The organism is Zhongshania sp., from assembly GCF_041623545.1.
Classification (GTDB): domain Bacteria; phylum Pseudomonadota; class Gammaproteobacteria; order Pseudomonadales; family Spongiibacteraceae; genus Spongiibacter.
The window spans coordinates 1-25,577 of sequence record NZ_JBFJWS010000028.1; the positions used below are offsets into that span (position 1 = coordinate 1).

The 25,577-nt window shown below is 49.8% G+C and carries 22 protein-coding genes; 11 read left to right on the forward strand and 11 right to left on the reverse strand.

What is annotated here, in order from left to right; translation table 11 throughout:
- Window positions 1–374: 374 nt before the first annotated feature.
- The 3 genes from ABYT30_RS05625 to ABYT30_RS05635 all read right to left on the reverse strand — a co-directional run bounded on the left by ABYT30_RS05625 (window position 375) and on the right by ABYT30_RS05635 (window position 4,364).
- Window positions 375–1,130, reverse strand: a complete 756-nt coding sequence (locus tag ABYT30_RS05625) for a tetratricopeptide repeat protein (RefSeq protein WP_373079975.1) — start codon at window positions 1,128–1,130, stop codon at window positions 375–377.
- 1 nt (window position 1,131) lies between these two features.
- The gene (locus tag ABYT30_RS05630; RefSeq protein WP_373079977.1) at window positions 1,132–3,099 is read right to left on the reverse strand and encodes a pilus assembly protein N-terminal domain-containing protein; all 1,968 of its coding nucleotides are present in this window, start codon (window positions 3,097–3,099) and stop codon (window positions 1,132–1,134) included.
- Window positions 3,100–3,887: 788 nt separating this feature from the next.
- Window positions 3,888–4,364 carry a hypothetical protein gene (locus ABYT30_RS05635; protein WP_373079979.1) on the reverse strand — a complete coding sequence of 159 codons (477 nt, stop codon included), beginning with the start codon at window positions 4,362–4,364 and terminating at the stop codon, window positions 3,888–3,890.
- Window positions 4,365–4,579: 215 nt separating this feature from the next.
- On the opposite strand from ABYT30_RS05635, the gene ABYT30_RS05640 reads away from it, so the two are divergent.
- The 3 genes from ABYT30_RS05640 (at window position 4,580) to ABYT30_RS05650 (ending at window position 7,068) form a co-directional block, all read left to right on the forward strand.
- Window positions 4,580–5,350 carry a glucose 1-dehydrogenase gene (locus tag ABYT30_RS05640; RefSeq protein ID WP_373079980.1) on the forward strand — a complete coding sequence of 257 codons (771 nt, stop codon included), beginning with the start codon at window positions 4,580–4,582 and terminating at the stop codon, window positions 5,348–5,350.
- 121 nt (window positions 5,351–5,471) lie between these two features.
- Window positions 5,472–6,296, forward strand: a complete 825-nt coding sequence (locus ABYT30_RS05645) for a mechanosensitive ion channel family protein (protein ID WP_373079982.1) — start codon at window positions 5,472–5,474, stop codon at window positions 6,294–6,296.
- Window positions 6,297–6,321: 25 nt separating this feature from the next.
- On the forward strand, window positions 6,322–7,068 hold the full coding sequence (locus ABYT30_RS05650; RefSeq protein ID WP_373095606.1) for a YdiY family protein: 747 nt from the start codon (window positions 6,322–6,324) through the stop codon (window positions 7,066–7,068).
- Window positions 7,069–7,125: 57 nt separating this feature from the next.
- Here ABYT30_RS05650 and ABYT30_RS05655 read toward each other — a convergent pair whose 3' ends face one another.
- Window positions 7,126–7,812, reverse strand: coding sequence for a Crp/Fnr family transcriptional regulator (locus tag ABYT30_RS05655; protein ID WP_373079986.1), 687 nt, complete (start codon window positions 7,810–7,812; stop codon window positions 7,126–7,128).
- Between the two features lie 151 nt (window positions 7,813–7,963).
- On the opposite strand from ABYT30_RS05655, the gene ABYT30_RS05660 reads away from it, so the two are divergent.
- The 3 genes from ABYT30_RS05660 (at window position 7,964) to ABYT30_RS05670 (ending at window position 9,906) form a co-directional block, all read left to right on the forward strand.
- Window positions 7,964–8,719 (forward strand): class II aldolase/adducin family protein, encoded by a 756-nt coding sequence (locus ABYT30_RS05660; protein WP_373079989.1) that lies wholly within the window; start codon window positions 7,964–7,966, stop codon window positions 8,717–8,719.
- A 21-nt stretch (window positions 8,720–8,740) separates the two neighbouring features.
- Window positions 8,741–9,064: an Mpo1-like protein gene (locus tag ABYT30_RS05665; RefSeq protein ID WP_373079991.1), complete on the forward strand. Its 324-nt coding sequence runs from the start codon at window positions 8,741–8,743 to the stop codon at window positions 9,062–9,064.
- A 98-nt stretch (window positions 9,065–9,162) separates the two neighbouring features.
- Window positions 9,163–9,906: a hypothetical protein gene (locus ABYT30_RS05670; protein ID WP_373095608.1), complete on the forward strand. Its 744-nt coding sequence runs from the start codon at window positions 9,163–9,165 to the stop codon at window positions 9,904–9,906.
- Window positions 9,907–9,910: 4 nt separating this feature from the next.
- Here the strand turns inward: ABYT30_RS05670 and ABYT30_RS05675 are convergent, their stop codons facing one another.
- Together ABYT30_RS05675 and ABYT30_RS05680 are read right to left on the reverse strand one after the other, a co-directional pair.
- The gene (locus ABYT30_RS05675; RefSeq protein ID WP_373079995.1) at window positions 9,911–10,921 is read right to left on the reverse strand and encodes a 2-dehydropantoate 2-reductase; all 1,011 of its coding nucleotides are present in this window, start codon (window positions 10,919–10,921) and stop codon (window positions 9,911–9,913) included.
- A 60-nt stretch (window positions 10,922–10,981) separates the two neighbouring features.
- Window positions 10,982–13,495, reverse strand: a complete 2,514-nt coding sequence (locus tag ABYT30_RS05680; protein WP_373079998.1) for a TonB-dependent receptor — start codon at window positions 13,493–13,495, stop codon at window positions 10,982–10,984.
- 287 nt (window positions 13,496–13,782) lie between these two features.
- Here ABYT30_RS05680 and ABYT30_RS05685 point away from each other — a divergent pair, with 287 nt between their 5' ends.
- Window positions 13,783–15,006: an acyl-CoA desaturase gene (locus tag ABYT30_RS05685; RefSeq protein ID WP_373080001.1), complete on the forward strand. Its 1,224-nt coding sequence runs from the start codon at window positions 13,783–13,785 to the stop codon at window positions 15,004–15,006.
- A gap of 151 nt (window positions 15,007–15,157) precedes the next feature.
- Here the strand turns inward: ABYT30_RS05685 and ABYT30_RS05690 are convergent, their stop codons facing one another.
- From ABYT30_RS05690 to ABYT30_RS05710, 5 genes are all read right to left on the reverse strand, one after another.
- Entirely contained in the window at window positions 15,158–15,655 is a 498-nt protein-coding gene (locus ABYT30_RS05690; RefSeq protein ID WP_373080004.1) for a DUF1456 family protein, read from the reverse strand.
- Between the two features lie 178 nt (window positions 15,656–15,833).
- Window positions 15,834–16,823 carry a DUF6635 family protein gene (locus ABYT30_RS05695; protein ID WP_373095610.1) on the reverse strand — a complete coding sequence of 330 codons (990 nt, stop codon included), beginning with the start codon at window positions 16,821–16,823 and terminating at the stop codon, window positions 15,834–15,836.
- 117 nt (window positions 16,824–16,940) lie between these two features.
- Window positions 16,941–17,966, reverse strand: a complete 1,026-nt coding sequence (gene ylqF, locus ABYT30_RS05700) for a ribosome biogenesis GTPase YlqF (protein ID WP_373080011.1) — start codon at window positions 17,964–17,966, stop codon at window positions 16,941–16,943.
- A 175-nt stretch (window positions 17,967–18,141) separates the two neighbouring features.
- Window positions 18,142–19,098, reverse strand: coding sequence for a glucokinase (gene glk, locus ABYT30_RS05705; RefSeq protein ID WP_373080014.1), 957 nt, complete (start codon window positions 19,096–19,098; stop codon window positions 18,142–18,144).
- A gap of 33 nt (window positions 19,099–19,131) precedes the next feature.
- Window positions 19,132–20,316 (reverse strand): ROK family protein, encoded by a 1,185-nt coding sequence (locus ABYT30_RS05710; protein WP_373080017.1) that lies wholly within the window; start codon window positions 20,314–20,316, stop codon window positions 19,132–19,134.
- Window positions 20,317–20,738: 422 nt separating this feature from the next.
- On the opposite strand from ABYT30_RS05710, the gene xylB reads away from it, so the two are divergent.
- The 4 genes from xylB to ABYT30_RS05730 all read left to right on the forward strand — a co-directional run.
- Complete coding sequence (xylB, locus tag ABYT30_RS05715; protein WP_373080020.1) at window positions 20,739–22,217, forward strand: xylulokinase; 1,479 nt, start codon at window positions 20,739–20,741, stop codon at window positions 22,215–22,217.
- Between the two features lie 22 nt (window positions 22,218–22,239).
- Window positions 22,240–23,571 carry a xylose isomerase gene (gene xylA, locus ABYT30_RS05720; protein WP_373080022.1) on the forward strand — a complete coding sequence of 444 codons (1,332 nt, stop codon included), beginning with the start codon at window positions 22,240–22,242 and terminating at the stop codon, window positions 23,569–23,571.
- A gap of 27 nt (window positions 23,572–23,598) precedes the next feature.
- Window positions 23,599–24,756: a Gfo/Idh/MocA family protein gene (locus ABYT30_RS05725; protein WP_373080025.1), complete on the forward strand. Its 1,158-nt coding sequence runs from the start codon at window positions 23,599–23,601 to the stop codon at window positions 24,754–24,756.
- Between the two features lie 27 nt (window positions 24,757–24,783).
- Window positions 24,784–25,577 (forward strand): sugar phosphate isomerase/epimerase family protein (locus ABYT30_RS05730; protein WP_373095612.1); only part of this gene is annotated, 794 nt, incomplete at its 3' end.

Consider the following 25,577-nt stretch of genomic DNA (forward strand, 5'->3'; position numbering starts at 1 on the left):
ACGAAGTCGCTGCCCTACCGTTTACTTCAATTCTCCCAAACCACTTGGAAGAGGGTTGATCATGAAAAGCGTTAAGGTTTTAACTAAGTACCACGCTTTCCCTGATCTGTACTTAATAGATTGCAGGCCGCGTGCCAGACTTACACAAAGACTGAAAATTATTTATTATTGTTAAAAAACAGCATGTTACAAATTATAAAACAGTGCTGAAATTGAGTTTTGGCGCGACACCGCAGGCCTTGCAAGCAACCACCCGCAAGGTGAATCGCATTATGCAAAGCAACTTAGGCTGAAATGCTCGCCTCCCTTTTTTTAGGACAAAAAAAGGGCCAAGCTTAGCGCTTGACCCTTTACGTATTCCTGTTGGAAAAAATTTAGCGGCCCACTTTATACCCTCGGCCATCAGCCAGCACTCGACAGCTTTCATGCTCTGTCAGACCAATCAAGCGTGCCGATGGTGCCTGAAAATCAGGACGTTGCTCTATAGACATTAAGTACAAGCTACACGCGCCTTTCCAATCTTTTCGCGCCTCGCGAATCAAACCCTGATGGTAGGATAGACGCCAGCCTGGCGCGCCTAATCTGCCCGCCGCACTCAGCGCCTTAGCCGCCTCGTCGTATTTACCTTCTATGTAATAGGTCGACGCCAATGCTTCTCGCAATTCGAAGTTTGATGGACTAATAATGATCTGCTTTTGCAGCACCGCTCTAGCTCGCGCTGTATTACCTTCCTCCAGCGCAATTTTAGTCCGGAGTATTGCCGCTTCGGGGTGTGGACCTCGATCAGCCAGCAGCTGGTCTAAGGTAAATTGTGCTTTGTCTGGGCGCCCAGCCTGATATTGCATGGTGGCATTGGCCATCATAATCCGGGGGTGATTCGGGAACTCAATACCCAAACGCTCGACTTCGCGCTGAATCCGCTCACAGTCGGTGGTGGCACTGTAGGCGTTCCACAGCTCATTGCATGAATTACCAAAGTCATCTGTCTTTTCGTACATCGCCAACATTTGATTTAAGCGAGTATCTGGGTCGGGATGCGCGTCGCGGTGCTGATCCATTGACACGCAACCGCTCATGATAAAGGCTGAAGCAAGCAGAATAGTGCGCACGCTATTGGTAATTAATTTCATCTTACTTCTCCCGTCCATTGCTGTAGTTGCGCGTACCTTTCGGCGCCACAACAAGGCTACGCAGTAACAATTCATTGTTTGCCGGGAATTGCCACAGGGCCATTTCATGTTTTGGTTCGCGAACAATCGTGGGGGTTACTACGATAATTAGTTCGCGATCACTGTCGTTTTTGCTAGATGATTTGGCCAAATTGCCAAGTACCGGTACGCTGCTCAGCCCAGGCGTGTGACTTTCATTGTCGGACACGTCACGGCTTACCAAGCCACCAATAATCAGAGGTTGACCATCTACCAAGCGCGTAGAGGTGTTAATGGTACGCACATTGAAGGCTGTACTGTTAAGCGATGAGCCCGTGCTGCCGGCAATATCCTGTGTCAATTTGGTATCAGGCATAGAGATAGTTGGTCGCAAATCAAGGGTAATCTTGTCGTTTTCACCCACCATGGCCCGTACTTCTAGCTCAACACCAAAGGATTTAAAATCGGTACCACTAAAAACACCGGCTGCATTACTGCCAACACTGTCATCATCAGATAAACCTGACGGCGCAAATGCACGGGGTACAGGTACTTCTCCACCTGCGCGGAAAGTCGCGGTTTCACCTGCAAGCACAGTCAAGGTTGGGCGTGACAAAGTGCGTGAAATACCCTCTTCTTCCAAGAGCGAGAATAAAAGGTCGAAGGCCATATCACTACCACCTACCTGAATGTTGCCAAGTAAGGTGCCACCTAATACCTGCAACGCCGTTTCAACTTGCGACGCGCCATTTGCTTTCTGCGAAGACCCGCTTAAACCAAATACTGCACTATTGTCGTAGCCGTTGCTGACTGCGGTTAAATCCGGACGCCAGCTCTTAAGGCGACTACGACTGATTTCATGCATTTGTACTGACACACGCACCTGAGGCAAATCGCGAACGTCAATCATAGACAAAATACGGCCGCCGCCAACTGAAACCAATGTTGAACGACCGATGTTCTTGCTCAAGTCATTGCCTAGACCTCCGCCGCCACCGAGGCTACTGCCGCCACTACCAAAGCTATTTCCACCGCCGTTACTTCTACCGCCAGTTAAACCACCAGATTCGTTAGTTATCGCGCGCATATCACTTTCAGCGTCTTGCCCAGTAAATAGGCGCGAGGCAATATTTAAAACGCGAGTAAGTACAACTTGGTTTTCAACGGAACCCGCAAGGATTAAGGTATCTTCCATATTATCTTGCAGGTCGCCGCGCTGAATGCGGCGAATAGTCACATCTTCACCACCGATACCAGAGATGGCGGTTTTAAGCTTTTCAGTGATATTTAACGGTAGGGTTTCCACTTGTATTAAATTTATTACGGTAGCACCGCCGCGCACGGTGTTTCTACGTGGTGAATTATTTGCCGACGACTGTACCCGAAAGTTTGCATCTTGTGCCATTGCGCCCACATCTGCCGACTGCATAAGCACGTCGACGCTGCCGCGCCCGCCACCTAGCCCCACGTCCAGATAATTTCGCGCTGCGCTTTCTGCCGCCATACGGTAATCGACCGTTGGCACTTTACCGCGTAATACCAAGGCGGCACGATCTGGCGCCAGCTGAATACGAATATTTGGGTGGATGTCACTCAGTGCGCGGCGCAAGACGGAAAGGTCTTCTACCACGCTAAATAGGAAGGTTTCACTGCTGCCGTCGGTATACCACACCATGATACTGGTGCGACCGACCTTTTTAGCAAGGGCTAACACCTCGTTGGCACCCAAGACTTCAACTTGCATTGTTGACTCTTGGCCCACCGCAACGCGTTTTAAGGTCTTTTCGAATACTAGCCGGGAGTGGGTCCATTGCACCAGTTCACGGGTGCGAGCAGACTGACGACCATCAGCGGTTTCTACAAATTTCAGACCATTTTCAGGCAGCGCGTTCACCGGCGCTGTCACCGCAAGTAGTAGTGCAATTGCGAATGCATTCCACTTAAACTTCATTCCTTTATCCTCCAAATCACCCTGAAAGCATTGTTGTTTTGCTAGGGTGTGAAAACCAATGAGATCGTATGCTCGCTCTCAATTTATAGTTTAAATTGCGCGGACGAACCGACATTCCAAATTTTAATTAACACCCACAACCTGAGCAGAACAATTACTTGTCGATTCGAGTTCACCATTAATCTGGTAACCCGTAGGGCAACCTTCTGTGCTTACACTGCTACCTCTCCGCGTTTTAGGGCACAAATCGCCAAAATCTAATACGCCATCGCCATCGCTATCCAGATACGCGTTCGTGCCAGCGTACTCGGCACTGTGTCCATAGTTATGATAGATATCACTGTGGTTAACCGTGTGAAACTCACTACACCCAGTAATTAGCCCTATAAATACTACCGCTACTATTTTCATCGCTCTCTACCTGTATCGCCTGAACCGACGTCATGCCAGCAAGCTTCAATTTGATACTCAGGTAATTGCAGAAAACGCGCCATCATTCCCAAACTGCGAAAATGAAAATAAAATTATTATAATTCAAAGGGTTACAAAAATACCCTTAGACCCCAAACCAATATACACACAAGGTATATTCGAAAGCGCCAAACCCCAATCGCAATAAAATTCGCAATATGCAAATCAGTTTAAAACAACCTTGGGGAAATTCCCGCTCAAGGCCTAAGTTCCACTTTACAGCCTCTACATCACACATATCTAGCTGATTTTATTATTATTTGCGCAAGTAATTAGTATTACCCTATTAAACTATTAGCATCGTGTATACGCGCATTTTAATGCACGCTACGGCGCAGCAAGCGCCGCGTCTCCTGCTCACATGCAACAAGCAAATCGGCCTCGCCAGTATCACTGTAATGACGGGACAACATCTGCAGGGAAATCTCAATGTTGGCACGCAAAGGTAACTCAGCCCCTTGCGGGCTGCGTATAGTAGTCAATAAACGATGATGTACCTCCAGTAGGCAATGCCTCTGCAACTGAGTTTCACCACAGTGGCGCAGGCATTCCGCTAAAAAATGCCCCGACACCATTAAACGATCTAAGCAAGGCAGAAGCGGTGTCCACGCGAGTTTAAGAAGTAATTCACTCAATTCATAACTTGAGCCTAAATATTTCAGCGCCACCAGCCACTCTTTATTGCTAAACGCCTCTCGACCCGCCTCCATCCACTCGCCCCAGCGCATCTCAGCTACCGCTTGGCTGCGCAGAAGTTGCTGACGGTGAGACTCACATAAAAATCGCATTGCCATCGTTACTCTCCATTCAATAGACCACTTCAGCAAATTATAAATGATAATCATTATCATTTAAAGGATTGTAAAGTAGCCCTGATTAAAAATCGCCACCGATCTGAGCGCAATTACCATTGACCCACTGGGAGCCAATAGCGACGCTATCGCCAGTGCACTTCTCAATAGACTTTAAGGGAAGTGCTCACCGACTCTGGCACCACAAGGATAAGAATATGGCTATACAGGATTTGTTTTCTCTACAAGGTGATGTCGCCATCATTACTGGCGCTGGGCGCGGTATCGGTCGCGCTATTGCAATTGCCTTCGCCCAAGCGGGCGCATCCGTGGTGTGCGCCGCGCGCACCCAAGCGGATATCGATGATACCGCCGCAAAATGTCTCGAAACGGGTGCCGAGGCGATCGCTATTAGCTGCGACGTGAGCAATGAGGCTGATTTAGCGAAATTGGTAGACGCCACCCTCGAGCAATTTGGAAAAATAAGTATTTTGGTCAATAACGCGGGGGGCGCCTACCCAAACGACCCATTAAAAACGGACGCCAAAACCTTTAATCGCGATTTTAATTTTAATGTAACCAGTGCGTTTACGCTTACTCAGCTTTGCCAGCCTTCACTGTTGGCCAGCAAAGGCAATGTTATCAACATCACCTCTGCTGTAGCCCGTTATTGCCAAGCGGGGTTCAGTAGCTATGGCACGGCCAAGGCCGCACTAACGCAAATGACAAAATTACTGGCGGCCGATTTCGCACCCAATATACGCGTAAATGCCGTCGCCCCGGGCACCATCCTTACCGAAGCCCTAGGTCAATTCCTTAACACCGAAATACAAGAAAAAATGACTGCCCTCACGCCGCTGAAAAGTTTGGGGCAGCCACAGGATATTGCTGCAGCCGCGTTGTACTTAGCCTCGCCGGCCGCACGTTGGGTAAGCGGCAAAATAATTGAGGTGGACGGCGGCGCAGAGTCAACAACCTGGCCATTTTAAATTTAAAACGACGCATTATACGCCGCTATTCGTAGCCTGAATCGCGGCATGAGCATTGTGGTAGGGTTCCCGTCCATGTTTATAATTAGGGTTAAATTCACTAGAGATCAACTGGAGATGTATGGACTCTAAAGAAATTCAGCTGCTTATTGAAGAATATGGGCCCGAAGCGGCCGCGATCGGGCTACAGGTAGCCGGCGCACTCGCCATGATCCTCATTGGCTATTGGATCGCCAAATTTGTATCCGGCATTATCAAAACTGCGATGGCTAAGCGCGGCATTGACTTAACTCTCACTAATTTTATTGGCAAGCTGGTTTTCTCCATACTGTTTGCTTTGGGCGCCATTCCGGCCTTAGCCCACGCGGGGATTCAAACTGCCTCTGTTATTGCCGCGCTAGGTGCCGCCGGCCTTGCCGTAGGTTTAGCCCTACAGGGCTCACTGGCAAACTTTGCTGCAGGTGTGCTACTGATTGCCTTCAGACCTTGTAAGGTAGGTGATTGGGTCGATGCTGGCGGTTGCTCCGGCACCGTTGAAAGCATCAGCTTGTTCTCTACCATTTTACTCACAGGCGACTACAAGCGCATTGTTATTCCTAATTCAAAAGTTATGTCTGACGCGATCACCAATTACAGCGCGATGCCCCGCCGCCGCATTGATTTAATCGTGGGTATTTCCTATGACGCCGATATGCGTCAAGCAAAAGAAATACTGCAAAAACTGGTTGAGGCGGATACCCGTATACTCAAAGACCCAGCGCCAACAATTGCTGTAGCGGAGCTAGGTAACTCTTCAGTCAACCTGGTTTGCCGCCCCTGGGTCGCCACCGCAGATTTTTGGCCCACACGCTGGCAGCTGACCGAGGATATCAAAACGGCCTTTGATGCAGCCGGCATAGGTATTCCCTACCCACAAATGGATGTTCATTTCCATAAAGAATCTTAATTTTACATTTCAAGTAAGGACAACAATGACCTATATAAAGACAAGCAAGGTGGCCGCATTGGCTGCCTTGCTATGCACCAGTACAGCATATGCTCAGACCAACCAGACAAACCAAGCAGACCTCTGGAACGGTGATGTCGAGTTTGGTTACTTCCAGCTCGAGGGTAATAGTGAAGAGTCGAGCGTTATCGCTAAGACCGACGCTAAGCGAGTCAACGGCCAGTGGACCTATGATATTGCAGCAGAGGCACAAAATAGCGAAGCGGCTGGCGTGCGTTCGGCTGAAAAATATGCGCTGAGCAACCGGCTGGCCTATGACTTCAGTGAGTTTAATTATAGTTTTGGCTATGCGTCAGCTAATAAAGACCGCTTTAGCGGCTATGTGTATCAGGCGACTGTCGCGGGCGGTTACGGTAGAAGACTATTAAAAACCCCTAAAATGACGTGGGATGCAGAAATCGGTCCTGGTTTCAGGATAAGTGAATTTGAAAATGGCAGTGCTGCGGGTGACGGCCAAGTTTCCGAAGCCATTTTACACCTGTCCACCGAGTTTAAAGCCGCCGTCTCGGAAACGGCAACCTTTGTACAAAAACTTAGTGCAGAGGCGGGCGATGAGAATACCATCACCAAATCCGTAACCTCGCTTAAAACAAAAATCGTCGGCGGGCTTGGCCTCAAACTCAGCTACACCATAACCTACAACGAAACCGTGCCCACTGGCACTGTGCACATGGATCGCGAAACCGCAGTTACCTTGGTCTATAACTATTAAATCGCGCTAAGCGTCCCCAAAACCGAGTCGGCGCCAAGTTGGTGCCGACTATTCAAATTACGCTAATTCCTCCTCAAGCGCCGCTTTATCGAGTACGCGCAGTTTGCCATACGCCAATTCAATAACACCCTCCGTTTCCAAACGCTTTAGCTCCCGACTTATCGCTTGGCGCGACACACCCAGCATTTTTGCCAAATCCTCTTGGGGAAGGTGAACATCAATTAACTGGCCTTTGCCCCCGTCATCCACCCCATAAAAAGTTAATAGCTCTATAATTCGCTGAGCCAAACGCTCTGTTAGTGAAAACAGAGCGGCTCCTTCAACGTAACTTAATGCTAAACGCAATTTACGACACAACATCGGAATAAAATGCTGATATAGCTCTGGTCGCGCCTTAAGCAAGGAATCGAACTTTTCTCTCGGCAAAAAAAGTACCGCGCACTCACCAACGGCAAAAGCATCGTGACTCCTTGGCAATCCATCTAGCAGGGAAATTTCCCCGATCCAGTCGCCGGGCTTAACCAGCATCACCAGTAATTCCTTACCGTCCTTGCTGGTATTACTTAGTCGGACTCGCCCCTGTACAACACCAAATAAACCATCACCCTCGTCCCCTTGCGTATAAAGCCGTTCGCCATCGCATAGCTCCCTCACCGCACTAACTGCCATAAGCTGCTCGACTACATCAGCAGGTAAACCCGATAACAATGGGTTTGCGGTAAGTATTTGACGCTTATCAATCACCAGGGCCTTCCTTTACAAAAATTCGTATATCTCCCACTCCGCATCAACACTGTCATCTAGTTGACAGATTTTAACCTTCAAATCGACGCAATATAGACTATATCTTAAGACTACACTGAATAAGCCAAATAACGAGACGAGGCCATTAGGAATGACAATATCATTAAAAGATCGGGTTTCAGAAGCCGAATGGAAATTACGGGTCGATCTCGCCGCAGCCTATCGCCTCGTGGCCATGTTTGGTTGGGACGACCTTGTGTTCACTCACATCTCAGCGCGTATTCCCGGCCCTGAGCATCACTTTTTAATTAACCCCTACGGTATGATGTTTGAAGAGATCACCGCTTCATCCTTGGTAAAAATTGACCTTAACGGCAATAAGGTCGAAGAGTCACCCTATCCAGTCAACCCAGCCGGCTTCACCATTCATAGCGCCGTTCACCAGGCCCGTGAAGACGCCCATTGTGTAATGCACACCCACTCGCTAAATGGCGTGGCAGTATCTGCCCAGCGCGAAGGGATTTTGCCATTGTCTCAACAGGCGACTTTGGTTTTGGCAAGCCTTGGCTACCATGACTACGAGGGTATTGCCCTCAACGAAGAGGAAAAACCGAGATTGGTTGCCAATCTCGCAGACAATACCTTTTTAATGTTGCGCAATCATGGCTTACTTACCGTTGGCGCCAATCCGGCTGACGCGTTTCTTTCGATGTATATTTTTGAAGCCACTTGCATGATTCAAGTTAAAGCATTGGCAGGTAATCGCGACTTAATCCCTATTGATCCAGCCATTGTCGATGGTGTTAAGGAAGCGGCCAAAATTGTCACTGGTGGCTTGTTTGGTGGACTCGCCTGGCCGGGGCTATTGCGTAAACTCGATCGCCAAAATCCAGGCTACGCCGATTAATCGTTACGAGAGGAAGCACTTATGTCTGCTAACACCAAGGAACTAAAATCCTTTACCAGCTTCGCCGAGTTTTACCCCTACTATTTAGCGGAGCACAGTGACAAAACTTGTCGCCGTCTGCATTTGGTGGGCAGCCTGCTCGTGCTGGCTACGTTAGGGACCGCAGTCTTTACCCAAAACTGGTCACTGCTGTGGTTACTGCCGGTAATTGGTTACGGCTTTGCTTGGGTTGGCCACTTTTTCTTTGAAAAAAACAAACCGGCGACCTTCAAGAACCCGCTATACAGTTTTATTGGTGATTGGGTTATGGCAAAAGATCTTTTATTGGGACGCATCCCACTTTAGCGCCCGCAGCCTAACTTCGATATTGCGCAGAAAATACATTATGATGTGATACGAAAACGGAATAATCACCCCAAGGTGTCAATAATAGGGGAATAATAATGATCCGACCAACAATCGGCCAATGCCTTTTTTGGGTTTTAAGCTGCTGGGTTTTTACCACTCCCCTAAGCGGCGTTGCTAGCGTAGACGGCTTTCAAGAGCGTTATTTCGCTGATGTCGACGGCAGTACCTGGGCCTTACATATCGATTCCAGGCATACATTTCAGCATCGAGTTACCGCAAAGCTGCAAATGGGGAACACCAAGTCGCGCTACTTATTAATAGGCAATGTCGATGGTAAGCGCATTAAGGGCAGCTGCCAGAAACCCATTGGAAGCACCCAATCATCCGAAGAGTTGCAGTTTGAAATTCTTAGATTAGATGAAAATCGCGTGCAGCTAAGTTTAATCAATACCGCAGGCAAAAATATCAGCCAAACGATTATGCATGCTGACAGCCACCAAAACCCGATTGACTCGGCGATTATCGGCACTTGGTATTCTGTTGCTGAGCCAGGTGCAAGCGCCAGCAATCCCTATCTTGGGGAAGAGTGGGCCATTCGCTTTACCGCTAGCGGGGAAGTTTGCGAATCCCTCTACCTCGTCGACACTCGCAGTCAAAAGAATCACAAAAACCCCTGCGCAACGCCCTCATCCCAGCGCTGGAAAGCGGTAGACGGAAAAATCTATACCGCAGCGAACGACAGTGACTGGCAGCTACAGTTCAACTACCGGTTAATGGGTGGACGCTTGGTAGTGAGCTACCCCAGCGGCAAGCGCCGAGTAGCTAACCTTGCAGAATGAATAGCTAGGGCTCGCTGATCAGCGCCAATAATTCCGTGCCGCTGTAATCGCGACGGCCGCCCTCTTCAGCACGGTGTACCAAGGCTTTTAAACGGGCATTTGCCGGCGCAGTGAGTCCGTGCGCCTTTGCCAAGCTAAGCACTTCGCCATTTAGCCATTCAACTTCGGTTTTTCGGCCACGCTCCAAATCTTCCCACATCGACGACCGCGCCGTAGGGTCAATCGCCAACATTGGCTGCGCCAGCCGTGTAAACAAAAAATCTGGCAGCGCAAGAATATAGGGCAAAACCGACGCCGGTACCGCCGTTAAGCGTTGTAGCGGTATTTCTGCCGCGGCGATAGCGGCTAAGGCTTCGCGCTGTAATAAACCAAGACAACGTCGATAGGCGCGTTGCGACAATTCCGTTTTTAATGGCAATCCCGACAGCGCATTAATCGGATTATTTAAATTCAACAGCAATTTTGACCACAGTACCGAGCGCATATCAGTTTGAGTTTCAAATGGCGTGCCACTCGGCGCTAACACTGTACCAAGCTCACTTACCGCCGCTGACGCCTCCACAATCACAGCACCATCCGTGCCGGCATGAAAACAGCCATTACCTAGCTGCAACACATTGAAGGCGATCATGCCGGCCAGCACCGGCGATTCCGGCAAGGCCTGACGAAGTATCACTGCATTGGCGACACCATTTTGCAAACTAATGACGGTAGTATCCCCGCCGATAAAAGGCGCAAGTTGTTCTGCAATGGCCGCGGTATCGCCAGATTTAACGGTAACAATAATAAAATCTTGCTTTGGAAGATTGCTAATTTCAGTATAAAACCGCACGTGCGGTGCCGCGACAGAGTACTTGAGACCACGAAAATCACTGATATGTAGGCCGTGTTCAGCCAACTCTTTAGCCATTCGCGGGCGCCCTAAAAAGCAGACCTCCGCCCCACCCATTTGCAATGCCGCGCCGATATAACAGCCAATACTCCCTGCCCCAACTATACCTATGCGCAACGCCATTTAAGCCTCATCTTCCCGCCCAATGTGAATTTTTTAATTAGCAATAAAGTGCCATCGCTATTAGTAATGGTAGCTCAATTCTAGTCCATAGCTTCTAGGTTCACCCCACACAACGGCCCTGTCGGCCTGGGGCAAATTATCTATAGCATAAATTTCATATTCCTTATCAAGCAGATTTTTACCCCACAGCCCAATCGTACATTCACCACGAGCAAATTTTAATTGCTGAAGACTCAAGCGTGCATTCCACAATTGGTAGGATGGCATAATGGTGAGCGCATTTTGTACATCGCCCCCACCCAAGCGGGTATCCATAAAGCTGGTGTTCACATTCAAATGCATTTGGGCGCTTGCGCCCTGCCAAAAGTGCCAATCGATACTCGCTGTATAACTGTTTTCGGGCGCGGCGGAAAACGCGTAGCGATGACTCACATCGTTACCAGCGCTATCCCTGACCTCGGTTATCTCTGCATCGAGATAGGCATACTCCATACTCGCGACGAGCGTGTCCGCCAATAGCGCGCTGACGTCAAACTCAAAGCCCCGCAAACTTGCTGTCCCTGCATTCAATACCTTGGTGTCCGCTACCGTTCCATTGAGTAAAAAATTCATTTGCATATCGTCAAAGTCAGTCTGGAACACATCCGCATTTAAGCGCAGGCGGCCATCTAGCCACTCACTCTTCATACCTAGCTCCATACTAAAGGCTTTTTCTTCGCCGAAGCCATCGGCAAAGCCCACACCGTAATTGATACCGTCAGAGGCAGCCCCTTGAGCTCCGTCCAACTGGGGGTCCCGGGTGTTAAAACCGCCGCTTTTATATGCTTCTACGCCCTTGGCGTATAGATTCACGCGGTCACTCAACTCATACTCCACCATGGCGCTAAAGGAGTCATCCTTAAAGCGTCGCTGCCCCGAAACATTGTCAAAACGTCGGTCAGCCGGCAGGCCGCCTCTGTCTAAAATCGGGGTAATCAGTGGTCCAAGTACGGCATTTTCAGCAAAAGTAGTTAAAGAGAATACTTGCGGATTACCAGCGCTAGGCGAATATTCAAAATAGACCTCGTCGCGTTGATTTTTTAAGGCATAACGCTGATCGTTTGAATGTCGCGCACCTAAAGTAAAATGCAAAGCCTCATCGAGTATTTTCGGCGTCCAACGCAGCTGGCCAAAGACCGCGGCCGCGTCATTCTCTACATTGTATTTTTGGCTGACAAAATTCACGATATAAACATCTTCTGCGCCGTCGACCAGTGAATATAGCTGCAAGTGCATTGGGCTATTATCCTCTACCGCCGTCTCCGAAAAATAATAACCGCCGAGCAAATACTCTAGACCAATATCTTTAAATTCACCGCTAAATTGAACTTCGTGAGACGATTGACGCTGCGTGATAGTGGGCTTTACCAGGGGGGTCGGCCCGCCGTTTGCGGAATCAGCGGCAGGCCCATCGTAGCGATGGGTATCTAGTCGGTAATCAGGCGAACCAAGCCCCCCACCTAGATCTGTGTAGGCAGAATCAAACAGTTCGCGATAGGCACCTATGTATTTAAATTCGCCCACACGCGTCGCCGCGCTTACAATCAAGGCGTGACCTTCAATTTCACTATTCGATGATTCCAGAGGTGCGGTGCTAGCCATGCTGCTAAAGCGATGTTGGCCAAACTTACTGCGAGCCTGAGCGCTGCGCTTTATTGAGTCGGCCTGACCTTTATTACCGTTTTCGGCGGGCGGATTAATCGCCTGGAACATATAGTTATACGACTCCATATCTGAGCGGTCGTAGCTGTAATCTACACGCAGATCCTCGTTTACATCCCAGCCCAAGTCAAAACGTGCTCCCTGCACCTCCCGGTCACCAAAATCCCCCCCGGGGCCGGTATTCTCAATAAAGCCGTCGCGACGCTCAGTTAAGTAGGCTAGTTTGATCGCCAAAGACTCCGACAAAGGAATATTGACGCTGGATTTGCTGCGCAATAATGCCCGGTTCCCCAGCCCAATGGTCTGATTAAATTCTAATTTTTCGGTGTGTGGGCGGCGCGTTAGCAAATTAATCGCGCCGCCCGTGGTATTGCGTCCATAGAGGGTGCCTTGTGGGCCACGCAAGATTTCCATTCGAGCTAATTCTGCCACATCCATGGCCGTACCACTGGATCGCGCGATGTACACACCATCTAAATACAAAGCCACCGGCGTATCTTGAGTCACTTGGATATCACCCAAGCCGATACCGCGAATGTATATCCGCAGGCTCGCGCCATTGATTGGAAATGGCTCTATCGTCAACCCCGGCACTTTGCTGGCAATATCTGCCAAACCACTGATACCCTCAACCTGCAAGCGATCTTCATTGAATACGGTCAAGGAAATGGGAATATCCTGCAGAGACTCCACTTTCTTCCTAGCACTGACCAGCACCTCTTCAAGACGTAATTGGCTTTCCGCAAAACTGGCATGGCTAACAAACATCGACACCAAGCAAATTGCCAATGAACGACGCTGGCGAGATTGCACCCAGTGAGCGATAGCCGGCCTACTATGGGTGCAGCCCTTATTCCTTGGCACTGTAAACATTCTGCGCGATCCACTCCTTGAAAAATCTACACGGCAGTATTTCCGTAAAGGTCCGCCAACAATACCATAAGCGAGCGGCCGGACGATCGCATTTAGTCTAGCCTTTTACACATCCGGACAATTCCCGATAGCACGATATTACGCTCTGAATTACGCTTATTGCTGATTTACAAGCCTGTCTAGGTCACAAAAGCATATTGTCATCAAGTCGTAACTGTCAAAGGTACAATGCTTTCTATAAAATAGGCACATATACACATTTACTTATCGACGAGGCCTCTCCTCCAATGTCTGAAGTGCAACAAGTCAATAATGGCAAATCAGAACAAAAACCACCCCTGCTATGGATGCAAACCATTTTATTTTCTAGCACCCTACTCATCGCCTTAATTGGGGTGCCATGGTACGGTTTTAGTCAGGGCTTTACTTGGAGCGGCTGGCTAGCTTTTATCGTTATCCTCGGCGCCAACGGTATGTCAATAACCGCGGGTTATCACCGCCTATGGGCCCATAATAGTTACAAAGCCCACCCCTTACTCAAGATAATGTTTGCCTTATTTGGCGCGGCGGCAACCCAGAACAGCATTTTAATCTGGGCTTCCGGCCACCGTCGCCATCATCGCCACGTCGACGACATTGACAACGATCCCTATTCGGCTAAAAAAGGCCTATGGTACTCCCATATTGGCTGGATGCTGCGCAACTATGAGGCGAGCAGCGACGATTTTAGCAATGCCCGCGACCTACAGCGCGACAAGATTGTAATGTGGCAGCACAACAATTACCTCGTCTTAGTCCTCACAATGAATATTGCACCAGCCGTTATTCTGGGTTTTATCACTGGCAATATGCTAGAGCATATACTACTTGCCGGCGTGCTCCGCTTAGTCGTTAGCCACCACACCACCTTTTTTATTAATTCGCTGGCCCATTACTGGGGTCGCCGCCCCTATACCGATGAGAACACGGCCCGCGACAATGACTTTTTGGCGCTGCTCACCTACGGTGAGGGCTATCACAATTACCACCATATTTTTCAAAATGACTACCGTAATGGTATTCGCTGGTGGCATTACGACCCAACCAAGTGGCTTATTAAATCCGCCTCTTGGCTAGGCCTAACGTGGGACTTGCGCAAAGTACCCGACTTTAAAATTCAGCGTGCCATACTCACCATGCAGTTTAAAAAAGCCGAGCAGACTTTGCGGCAGCGTCAAGGTGCGGAGGCAAAGCAATTTGGTGCCTTCCTCGAGCAGGAATACCAGCAATTCTGCGAATACCTGAATGACTGGAGTGCGGTAAGCCAGCGCTGGATGGAGTCAAAACGCGGGGTCATTAGCGCTCAGACAGAAGCCTTACAAGAAAACTTTGTCGGCAAGAAAGAGCAATTACAGCTGAACTTAAATCATGCGTGGGAACATGCAACACTGCGCACTCGCCTTAAGGAGCTAGAATACGCCCTTAAAATGCAGCGCAAACGCATGCAAATGCTTAGCGTGCAAATGGCCTAAGATTCTTCAAGGCAATAAAAAAGGCGCTATATGCGCCTTTTTTATTGCCTGGTTCAACGCTAAAGCAAGGGCCCTACCGTTCTTTCGCCAAAAATGCTGGCTACAAGCACATATACCTTAACCGTTAAGGGTATCCCACCCGCTCATTTTGCTACTCTACTTCGGTATCAAACTCGGCATCCATTTCCGCATTATTGCGATATTTAAGCTGCAAACCCTTTAAAAAATTACGCAGAATCTGATCTTTGCATTCACGATAATGCTTATGATCGGTTTTACGGAAGAAAGCGCTCAACTCATGCTTACTGATAATCACATCCGCTAAAGCCAAAATTGCCATAACGTCTTCGGCCTTGAGATTTAGAGCAATTTTCAGCTTCATAAATATCATATTATTGCTTAAGCGCTTTTCATTCTCAGGCTTGGGACCTTCGCGTTTACCGCGCTTATCGCTAATTAAACCATTGAGAAATGCCGCAAGATGCAGATCGCCGAGGGGCTGATAAGTCGGCTCGCCTTCGCGCTTCAACCAATCACTTACTTCCTCTCGGCTCACCAAATGATCCGCCAAGCCAAAAATGGCAATCATTTTGGCGTCATTAAAATCGAAGATGTAGCGCACGCGGCGCAGAACATCATTATTATCCATGCTGACTTCCCAATTAATTAAACGCTAAGGCATATCGCCTTATTTATTCCCAAAGCCTATATTTCGGCAAGCTTTAGCACAAGGTAAAGACCTTAAGCTTATAGCTCGCCGGCCATTATGCCATACTTGCCCCACCAAGAGGCTGTGAAGCGATAAAGCAACTGTAGTGACCTCAATTTTAGAGCACACTAGACCTAATCATATCGAAACCGTCCAGAATCCTCGCCACAAAATGATCTTTTGGTCGAAAGCTGCCCTGACTGTTCATATTAAAATCTTGCTGTAAGTGGTTTAACATTTTTAATAGGCGGCGGCGATGCAGCCCTAAAAAAGCCTGCACGGGATCTGTAACGATCCCAGACAAAGCAGCAAAAGACGCCAAGAGTGCCAGCACCCCAGAGAACACTGCCAAATTCAAACTCAAACTCGGCTCCGGCGGAAATAGGTGAAAATACCAGCGACCCAGCGTCTCACCGAGCAAGAATTGCTTGCTCGCCAACTCCCTCGCGACCGCGGACGCAAGCACGGCCGCAATGCCAATACCACCCGGAGTGAACTTTTGGAACGCAAATGCGCCGAGCACCGTGCAAGACAGGCTATTGGTGATATCGGCAGAGGCCGTACGAGTATATTGGTATTGCTGGAGAGCGTCGGCCAACAGCGGCTCGATGTACTGACAAAATTGCGCCTCAGCCAGCGGCATCTGCTTGTGCTTTCGATAAACATCGCGCAAGGCCGCCAAAATATAGGCCTCTAGCACATGATCTTGACCGCCAGGATTCAGTAATTCACGCTGAATCAATTCACTAATTTGGATTTGTACTCGGGTGTTAAACCCAGGTGGTATTTTATCGAGTGCACGGCATACACCACGCAGACTATTGGTCTTAGTCAATCCATATTTCAATACGGCAAAGACGCCGTACAGGGAGGCCCAGAATAAATTTAGCGGCGCCCGCAGCATATCCCAGCCCAGTGCAACTCGGTTTAGAGTAATGGCGCCAGGGTAGTGAAAATGACGTGCGATAAAACCCGGCACTGCCGCCCGACACTCGTCAAAATAGCGCGCGGCAGCAAGATCAATTGCGCGTTCAATATCCGACTTTAGCAGTGCTGATGCGTCGCCCGAAACAAGCTGCTGACCCGTTTGTAATGCTAAATCACTCATGACGCGCCGCGCCGAATGAGAAATACGGTGTTAAGACCTGGCTCTGCAGCTCTACCTGCGTGTAGTGACCAATACCGGCCAAACCCGTTACATCAGCTTCCGCCCCAAAATGCACGGCTATTTCGCTTTGCGCGGCTTTGTCGCTTTCGGTGGCCGAGACCCACGTGGCGCTCGCTTGGCGTTATTCGCCTCCTGCGCCGCTAGCTCACTCTCGCTGGGATTACGCGACCCCGCTTTGAAGCGGCGCTTGCGCTCCGCCGCATCCGCTTCTTTTTTCGCTTGTGCCTCTGCGATAACAATTTTTTCCTGCACCACCATTTCTGGTGTTTCCAAGCTAATTCGGCCTACCGTACCCGCGCGCAATTCATTAATCAGCAATTCGCAAATTTTGTGAAGATTAATTCGCCCGCCCGCGCTTAAAGCCCCGCGCCGCAGTGCAGCGACCTCTAAAAATGCCAACTCGGTATCAGGAATACTCTCGAGCTGAAAACGCTCTTTCAATAAATCAGGATAAGCTTTAATTAAATAATCCGCCGCGTAAAACCCGACATCATCATATTCCATGGCCGTACTTTTAATCGCACCGGTCACAGCTAGGCGGTAACTGCTATTAGGGTTATCAATTTTTGGCCACAAGATACCGGGCGTATCAAAGAGCACAATACCACTGCCTAAATTAATGCGCTGCTGACTTTTGGTCACCGCAGGCTCATTACCCGTCTTTGCAATAACGCGCTCTGCAAGCGTATTGATAATCGTCGACTTACCGACATTGGGTATACCAACGATCATGGCATTAATTGTTTTTACGCCGGCATCTTTTGCCGGAAACATACGCCGACACAATTCTAAAAGCTGCTTTATTTTGGCTGGCTCGTCGGTAGTTGTCGCAAAGGTTTTTACCCCGCGCTGCAGCTCTAAATGGGCCTGCCAAGCCGCCGTCACTAGGGGGTCCGCAAGGTCCGATTTACTCAGTATTTTGATACAGGGCTTATCCCCTCGAATTTTTTCGATAGCGGGATTTTCACTGGAATACGGGATGCGCGCATCCAATACTTCGATCAACAAATCGACTTGGGGCAGCAGCTCCCGGATGTCCTTCTGGGCCTTGTGCATATGCCCCGGATACCACTGAATTGCCATGTAATACGCCTTGCTTCAAATAAAAGGTGTATTGTACGTTATGCGGGGGCAATTTAGTCAAACTCGCCTAGGCAGTATTACAGCGCGCCCCTTAGTATCCGCCTACTGCTATTAACATCTTGGCATCCAATCCTGCAGCCTAGACACCCAAATAATGACTGAACTCGACGCCTAGTTACCGCTTATGTAAGGCTTGAACACATCCAAGTAATCCAGGGTACTCCGCCAAGATAATCGCTAGGGGCACATTTTCACACATAGCTTTAAACCGGCCCTTATCATTAAACCGCTGCCTGAACGCCTCTTCGTCGAGTAAATCGAGCATGGCCGGCACGATTCCACCCGACACATACACACCACCAAACGCGCCCATTGATAAAGCTAGATCTCCCGCCACCGAAGCCAGTATCGCGTAAAAATCGAACACTGCTTTCCGGCAGAACTCATCACCAGCCCGTGCCCCTGCAGTAACACCCGGCGCATCAAGCTCCCGCTCCAAACCCGCCAATCGGCAATTAGCCCAATACAGATTAGCCAAGCCCATGCCCGACAACAGCCGCTCTACAGAGACTCTTTCATAGCGCGACCAAAGCTGCTGAAGCAATTCAACTTCATGATTATTTTGTGGCGCAAAGCCAATATGCCCACCTTCAGAAGGGACTATTTCACCTGATGGCATCATCGCAGACACCCCCAAGCCGGTCCCCGGCCCTAACACCGCTTTCACCGCGGCCTCCGGATTCGGCCGCACACGACCCAACCATTTGAGCTCTGTATCATTCAGACCGTCAATGCATAGAACCTGTGCACTAAAATCATTAATAATCCTAACCGGTACACTTAATTGCGCTTCAATCTCTCGGCGACTAAACACCCAGTGATTATTCGGCAAGTCAATTAAGTCCTGTTCGACTGGACCGGCAACGGCAAAACATACTGCATCAATTGTTTTTACATCACATAGGTGAATATAGTGACGAACGGCATCAATAAAATGCGGAAAATTAGCGCAGGGAAATTTCGCTATATGGTTTAAAGTATTGCCACCAGTTTCTACATAGGCGAAACGCGCATTGGTTCCGCCAATATCCCCTACAAGTTGAACGCCCTTCGCTGCTTTTTTAATTTGCACAATTTTTCCGCCATTTCCAAAAATCACTATGATTTAATCCAGCGCCTGTAGCGCAAGGCTAATCGCTCCAAAGATTAATTGATCACCACCCAAGGCAACACTTTCAATTTCAGTGCCGGCACTCAACACCGGCACCAAGGCCGAAGTCAGACCAGCATCAACACCCGGCTCAAGGTATTTGTAGGAACGAACACCTGGACCACTAATTATGATTTTTGCCGGTCTGAGGATGCCAATAACCCCGGCCAAGGCGTACCCCAGCGCTACGCCAGCCCGATGGAACATATCAACAAGCTCACCATTACCGGCCTCGGCCAAATCAACAAGCGCCTGCATGCTCTGCTCGGTAGGGTGCAGCTCATCCTCAGCGGCAAACGGCAGCAACATTCGCGCATCGCGAAACAGGGCGTAGTCGCCCAAATAGGCTTCAACGCAACCCCGTTTACCACACAAGCATTGGGCGCCATTTGGCATGTAATTCAAATGCCCCAACTCACCAGCGCCGCCGCTTGGCCCTTGATATAGAACACCATTAATAAAGCAACCCATACCCAGGCCGTGACCGAGCATTACCACTACGAGATCATTCAAATCCTGGTAAGCCGGTAGCTGGCGAATGCCGATGGCAAGGCAATTGGCGTCATTGATAACCGTCGTCGGTAGCTTAATTTGCTCTTCAATTACTTGGCGCAATGGGATATTCCGCTCTTTTAACACGGGGCTCCATAAAATTTCACCCGTAACGCCGTTCACTGCGCCCTGCACAACAACACAGACCGCCTTCGGTCGCCGTCGCCTAGCGAGCTTTTTAATAAAACCGGTAATGGCAGTCAGCAAGGTACCCGTTAATTGCTCGGCGTTAAGCTCCCGCGTTTGCAGTGGGTAAACTGCTTCCGTAACAACATTGCCTTTATGATCACCCAGCAATATCCGCAGTTCATTAATCGCGAGCTTCACCACCAATACAGAGCTGGCGTCAGGTGCTAAATCGATCAAGATTCTAGGTCGGCCACGAGCGGCTCCACTTTCTTGTTCACTCGATATCTCAAGGATACGCCCATCCTTTTGCAGCTCAGCCGTAATCTGAGTTATCGTGGCTGGGCTCAAGTTCAGCGCCCGACCAATGTCCACCCGTGCCACAGGGCCGTTGATTCGCACATAATTAATAATGAGTTTTCGATTGGCGATTCGTATTTGCTCAGTATCATTTTTCTTCATAAAGCCTGCCTGTCGCCGCGGTCCCGGTTGCACTCAAACTAAACGCCCAACTTTTGAGGCAGTGAATGCCCGCAAAAACCTTATATATTTTTATATGTAAAATTTATTAAAACCATAGATCAACTAGAAATAACGGCAACGACTCAAAATCACCTGAACAAATCACGCTGGAAAACTAAATCAGCCACGCCAGATCGCCTTACCTAACAATATTCTTTATAAATATCAGGCAACTAGAATAAATCACCGATAGCACATCACATGTAATAAAAGACCAACACCAGCACGTAGAAACCCACTTTCTCGCGTGCTATTGAGTATATTTAGTTTTAGACATAAAATAAAGTCATCAAGCTTAGCGACCTCGTCCTGCGCCCGAGCATCGAACGAGGCAAGCAAACTAATAATATAGTGAAAACATCATGTTTTTAGGTATAGATCTCGGCACATCCGGCATTAAAGTGATCGCCATTAATGACGCCGGTGAGATCCTAGCCGAGCATAGTTCACCATTGACGGTATCTAACCCAAAGCCTCTTTGGTCAGAGCAGACGCCGGAAGACTGGTGGCGAGCACTAGTCACCGCGATGGCGGGTATCCAGCTTAAGCTTGGCGAGCAAACAAACAACATTAAAGCCATTGGGCTATCGGGCCAAATGCATGGAGCGACCTTCTTAGACGCCCACGGCCAAGTCTTGCGCCCGTGTATTCTTTGGAATGATGGCCGCTCTGGCCTAGAGTGCGAAGAACTAAGTCTGAGGCTTGAGGACTTCCAGCAGCGTTCCGGCAACCTCGCCATGCCCGGTTTCACGGCACCAAAAGTAATGTGGGTCGCCAAACACGAGCCTGAAGTATTCACTAATACAGCAAAAATATTATTACCCAAAGACTATCTCGCCTACCGTTTAACCGGCTTATACCGCTCCGATATGTCGGATGCCGCAGGTACTTTATGGCTAAACCCCGCACTCCGCGACTGGGACGATGCTTTACTGACAGCCTCAGGCCTTGATCGCAGCTATATGCCAGAACTACTTGAAGGCTGCGAGATCGCCGGTATTTTAAGCAACAATGCCGCCCTAGCGCTCGGCCTCGCGCAAATACCTGTTGTCATCGGTGGCGGCGACAATGCCTGCGGTGCCATTGGCGTCGGGGTCACCGAGCCAGGCCAAGCCTTTCTCTCCCTAGGCACCTCAGGCGTGCTATTTGCCGTTAGCGAGGGTCACCGCGCCAGCCCAGAAAATACCCTGCATGCTTTTTGTCATTGCTTACCGGAGCGCTGGCATCAAATGAGTGTTAGCCTTTCCGCCGCAAATTCGCTGGCGTGGTTTGCTGGCATTGTCGGACAAACCATTGACGCGCTATTGCGCGAACTAGACGACAGTGGCATTAGCGAAACGGATGTGAGCTTCCTTCCCTACCTCTCGGGAGAGCGCACGCCCCATAACAACCCTAATGCCAGCGGCTTATTCTTTGGTTTAAAAAATTCAACCGGACGTCCGCAGATGACCCTCGCGGTACTTGAAGGCGTTGCCTTTTCTTGTGCTGACGGCTACCAAGCATTTTCTGCCGCGCAAACCCCGATCCATGACATCAGTCTCATTGGGGGCGGCGCCCGCTCACCGCGCTGGCGGCAAATGCTCAGCGACGTATTACAACGCCCCATGATATTTCGCGATGGCGGTGAAGTTGGTCCGGCACTGGGTGCGGCTCGCCTCGCCCAACTGAGCGAACATTATCATCTCCCCCGCATCGAGTTTAATCAAAAAATCCATGAGATTTGTCCACCGCCGCCGGTGCTCGAAGCCCACCAGCCGGATGAATCTTTACAAACATATTACGCTGATAAGCTAGCCACCTATCGCCAGCTATACCAGCAAACCAAACAATTGATGAATTAAATGTATTCGCGAGGAGCACAGGGTGAGCGCTGAATTTTGCAACGACATCGCACCAATTCAATATAAAGGCAAAGCGTCGGCGGACCCTTTGTCCTTTCGATTTTACGACAAAGATAAAATACTGCTCGGCAAGCGCCTAGAAGAGCATCTGCGCTTTGCCGTGTGCCACTGGCACAATTTCTGTTGGGATGGCAAAGATATATTCGGGCTTGGGCAAGGTAGCTTCAACCGTCCATGGCACCGGACAAACGCAGAACCAATGGTACTTGCCAAAGAAAAAATGAACGCGGCATTTGCCTTTATGAATAAACTGGGTGTGCCCTACTGGTGCTGGCACGACTACGACATTGCGCCTGAAGCATCAACGATTAAAGAATCCCGTAAAAACTTTGCTACCATGGTCGACTACGCCGAACAGAAACTATCTGACACCGGAATTCAGCTGCTATGGGGCACCGCCAACGCCTTTTCCAATCCGCGCTACATGTGCGGTGCATCAACCAATCCTAATCCAGAAGTATTCGCCTACGCGGCCTCGCAAGTTCAAAACGCCATGGAGGCCACTCACCGCCTCGGTGGAGCAAATTATGTACTATGGGGTGGCCGCGAAGGCTATCAAACCCTATTAAACACTGACCTTAAGCGCGAATCTGCACAGATGGGCCGCTTTTTACAAATGGTGGTGGAACACAAATACAAAATTGGTTTTAAGGGCACTATTCTCATTGAGCCAAAACCTCAAGAACCAACCAAGCATCAGTATGACTACGACACGGCTACGGTATTTGGCTTTTTACAGCGCTTTGGTTTAGAAAAAGAAATTAAAGTGAATATTGAAGTGAACCACGCCACCTTAGCTGGCCATAGCTTTGAACATGAGGTTGCCACGGCCGCGTCACTGGGTATTTTAGGCTCGATAGACGCCAATCGCGGCGATCAGCAAAATGGCTGGGATACTGATCAATTCCCCAATAATGTTGCAGACTTGGTACCCGCTTTACACGAAATTATTCGCGCCGGCGGTCTCACTACTGGCGGCTTTAATTTCGACACCAAAGTCCGCCGCGAATCGATAAGTGCAGAAGATTTATTCCACGGCCATATCGGCGGTATGGACACCCTAGCCCTAGCGTACACAGTGGCCGCCGAGCTGTTTGAATCTGGGGAACTACAAACATTTATTAACCAGCGCTACGCCGGCTGGGACGGAGAATTAGGCCAGAAAATTCTAAGCGGTCAACTCAGCCTAGCGGAAACGAGCCAATGGGCAGTGAACAATAATATCGACCCGCAGCCAGTATCGGGTCGCCAAGAATTTTTGGAAAACCTAATTAATCGCTATGTGCACAAATAAGCACGACCAATAGGAAGGAGCACTGCAATGGCAAAAATCAGAATGGGCATGGTCGGCGGCGGCGAAGGCGCCTTTATCGGCGCAGTACACCGCATGGCTGCCGCATTAGACGGCGAAATCGAGCTGGTCTGCGGGGCCTTTAGCCGCAATGCTGAACGCGCCCGCCGCTCGGGTGAAGCCCTGCATTTACCAAGCGAGCGTGTCTATACCGACTACAAGACAATGATGAGCGCCGAAGCAGCACTGCCCGCAGAAAAACGCATGCAATTTGTCGCGATTGTTACACCGAATCACCTGCACTATCCCGTTGCGGAAGCGGCACTGCGCGCGGGCTTTCACGTTATGTCAGACAAGCCGGCAACCTTCAATCTGCAAGAAGCCCTGCAACTCCGAGACATCCTCGGCGAGACGGGACTACTCTATGGACTCAGCCACGCTTACACCGGCTACCCGCTAGTAAAAGAAGCGCGGCTGCGAGTTGCTGCCGGTGAGCTCGGCGCTATTCGCAAAGTCGTGGTGGAATACCCTCAGGGCTGGTTGGCTGACCGCCAAGAAGATGCCGACAACAAACAAGCCGCATGGCGTTTAGACCCCGCCCAGGCTGGCATCAGCAGCTGCATCGGCGATATCGGCGTACACGCCGCGAATTTAGCCGAATACATTAGCGGCGTGAATATCAGTGCCATCTGCGCAGACCTAACTGCCTTTGTTGAAGGCCGCGCGCTCGACGACGACGGCTCGATCTTGTTGCGTTTTGACAATGGCGCCAAGGGTGTACTCATGGCCAGCCAAGTCAGTGTTGGCGAAGAGAACGCCTTAAAAATTCGCGTCTATGGCGAGAAAGGTGGCCTTGAGTGGAGCCAGCAGGAACCGAATACTTTGCTATTGAAATGGGCCGATCGCCCCATTGAAATACTGCGCACCGCCAACGGCTATTTAAGCCCCCTTGCCGCGGCTAACACCCGCACGCCGACCGGCCACCCCGAGGGCTATTTGGAAGCCTTTGCCAATATCTACATGGCATTTATCGGCCAGATTCGCGCTTTCGAAAACGGTGTAGCGCTCGATGAACGAAGCGCAGATTGCCCCGGTATCACAGAAGCGGTGCGCGGCATGAACTTTATTGAAAACGCCGTCGCGGCCAGCGCCAGTGACGTGAAATGGCACACTTTGCCAAACTACTAATTCGCCTTAAGCATTGAGGATATCAGCATGTCAAAAATGAACGGTCCCGCGATTTTTCTCGCGCAATTTGCCGGTCCAGAAGCCCCTTTTAACACCCTTGCAAACATTACTAAGTGGGCGGGCGATCTCGGTTATAAAGGCGTACAAATTCCTACATGGGAAAGTGGCTTAATCGATCTCGCCAAGGCAGCAGAGAGTGTGGCGTATTGTGATGAGCTGCGCGCTACCTGCGCCGCCAATGGCGTCGAGATCACCGAGCTATCAACCCACCTGCAAGGCCAATTGGTCGCCGTTCACCCCGCCTACGATGAACAGTTTGACGGTTTTGCCCCAGCCCACTTGCACGGTAAGCCTAAGGCCCGCCAAGCGTGGGCAGTCGAGCAATTAATGCTCGCCGCCAAGGCCAGTAAAAACTTAGGTTTAACTGCCCATGCTACTTTTTCAGGCGCGCTGCTGTGGCACACCATGTACCCATGGCCACAGCGCCCAGAAGGCCTGGTTGAAACTGGCTTTAAAGAGCTCGCCAAGCGTTGGCTGCCGATTCTTAATGCCTTCGACGCCGCCGGTGTAGACCTGTGCTACGAAATTCACCCCGGCGAAGATTTACACGACGGCGTGACCTTTGAGCGGTTCCTAGAAGCTACCGGTAATCACCCGCGCTGCCATATTCTCTACGACCCCAGCCATTTCATCTTGCAGCAACTGGACTATGTTCAATTCATCGATTACTACCATGACCGCATCAAAATGTTCCACGTCAAAGATGCCGAGTTCAACCCCAATGGCCGCAGCGGGATTTACGGTGGCTATCAAGGCTGGAA

Excerpts from the sequence above, each read along its gene's own strand:
- ABYT30_RS05625 (WP_373079975.1), bottom strand. The coding sequence starts at position 1,130 with ATGAAATTAATTACCAATAGCGTGCGCACTATTCTGCTTGCTTCAGCC.
- ABYT30_RS05630 (WP_373079977.1), bottom strand. The coding sequence starts at position 3,099 with ATGAAGTTTAAGTGGAATGCATTCGCAATTGCACTACTACTTGCGGTG.
- ABYT30_RS05635 (WP_373079979.1), bottom strand. The coding sequence starts at position 4,364 with ATGGCAATGCGATTTTTATGTGAGTCTCACCGTCAGCAACTTCTGCGC.
- ABYT30_RS05640 (WP_373079980.1), top strand. The coding sequence starts at position 4,580 with ATGGCTATACAGGATTTGTTTTCTCTACAAGGTGATGTCGCCATCATT.
- ABYT30_RS05645 (WP_373079982.1), top strand. The coding sequence starts at position 5,472 with ATGGACTCTAAAGAAATTCAGCTGCTTATTGAAGAATATGGGCCCGAA.
- ABYT30_RS05650 (WP_373095606.1), top strand. The coding sequence starts at position 6,322 with ATGACCTATATAAAGACAAGCAAGGTGGCCGCATTGGCTGCCTTGCTA.
- ABYT30_RS05660 (WP_373079989.1), top strand. The coding sequence starts at position 7,964 with ATGACAATATCATTAAAAGATCGGGTTTCAGAAGCCGAATGGAAATTA.
- ABYT30_RS05665 (WP_373079991.1), top strand. The coding sequence starts at position 8,741 with ATGTCTGCTAACACCAAGGAACTAAAATCCTTTACCAGCTTCGCCGAG.
- ABYT30_RS05670 (WP_373095608.1), top strand. The coding sequence starts at position 9,163 with ATGATCCGACCAACAATCGGCCAATGCCTTTTTTGGGTTTTAAGCTGC.
- ABYT30_RS05675 (WP_373079995.1), bottom strand. The coding sequence starts at position 10,921 with ATGGCGTTGCGCATAGGTATAGTTGGGGCAGGGAGTATTGGCTGTTAT.
- ABYT30_RS05680 (WP_373079998.1), bottom strand. The coding sequence starts at position 13,495 with ATGTTTACAGTGCCAAGGAATAAGGGCTGCACCCATAGTAGGCCGGCT.
- ABYT30_RS05685 (WP_373080001.1), top strand. The coding sequence starts at position 13,783 with ATGTCTGAAGTGCAACAAGTCAATAATGGCAAATCAGAACAAAAACCA.
- ABYT30_RS05690 (WP_373080004.1), bottom strand. The coding sequence starts at position 15,655 with ATGGATAATAATGATGTTCTGCGCCGCGTGCGCTACATCTTCGATTTT.
- ABYT30_RS05695 (WP_373095610.1), bottom strand. The coding sequence starts at position 16,823 with ATGAGTGATTTAGCATTACAAACGGGTCAGCAGCTTGTTTCGGGCGAC.
- ylqF (WP_373080011.1), bottom strand. The coding sequence starts at position 17,966 with ATGGCAATTCAGTGGTATCCGGGGCATATGCACAAGGCCCAGAAGGAC.
- ABYT30_RS05710 (WP_373080017.1), bottom strand. The coding sequence starts at position 20,316 with ATGAAGAAAAATGATACTGAGCAAATACGAATCGCCAATCGAAAACTC.
- xylB (WP_373080020.1), top strand. The coding sequence starts at position 20,739 with ATGTTTTTAGGTATAGATCTCGGCACATCCGGCATTAAAGTGATCGCC.
- ABYT30_RS05725 (WP_373080025.1), top strand. The coding sequence starts at position 23,599 with ATGGCAAAAATCAGAATGGGCATGGTCGGCGGCGGCGAAGGCGCCTTT.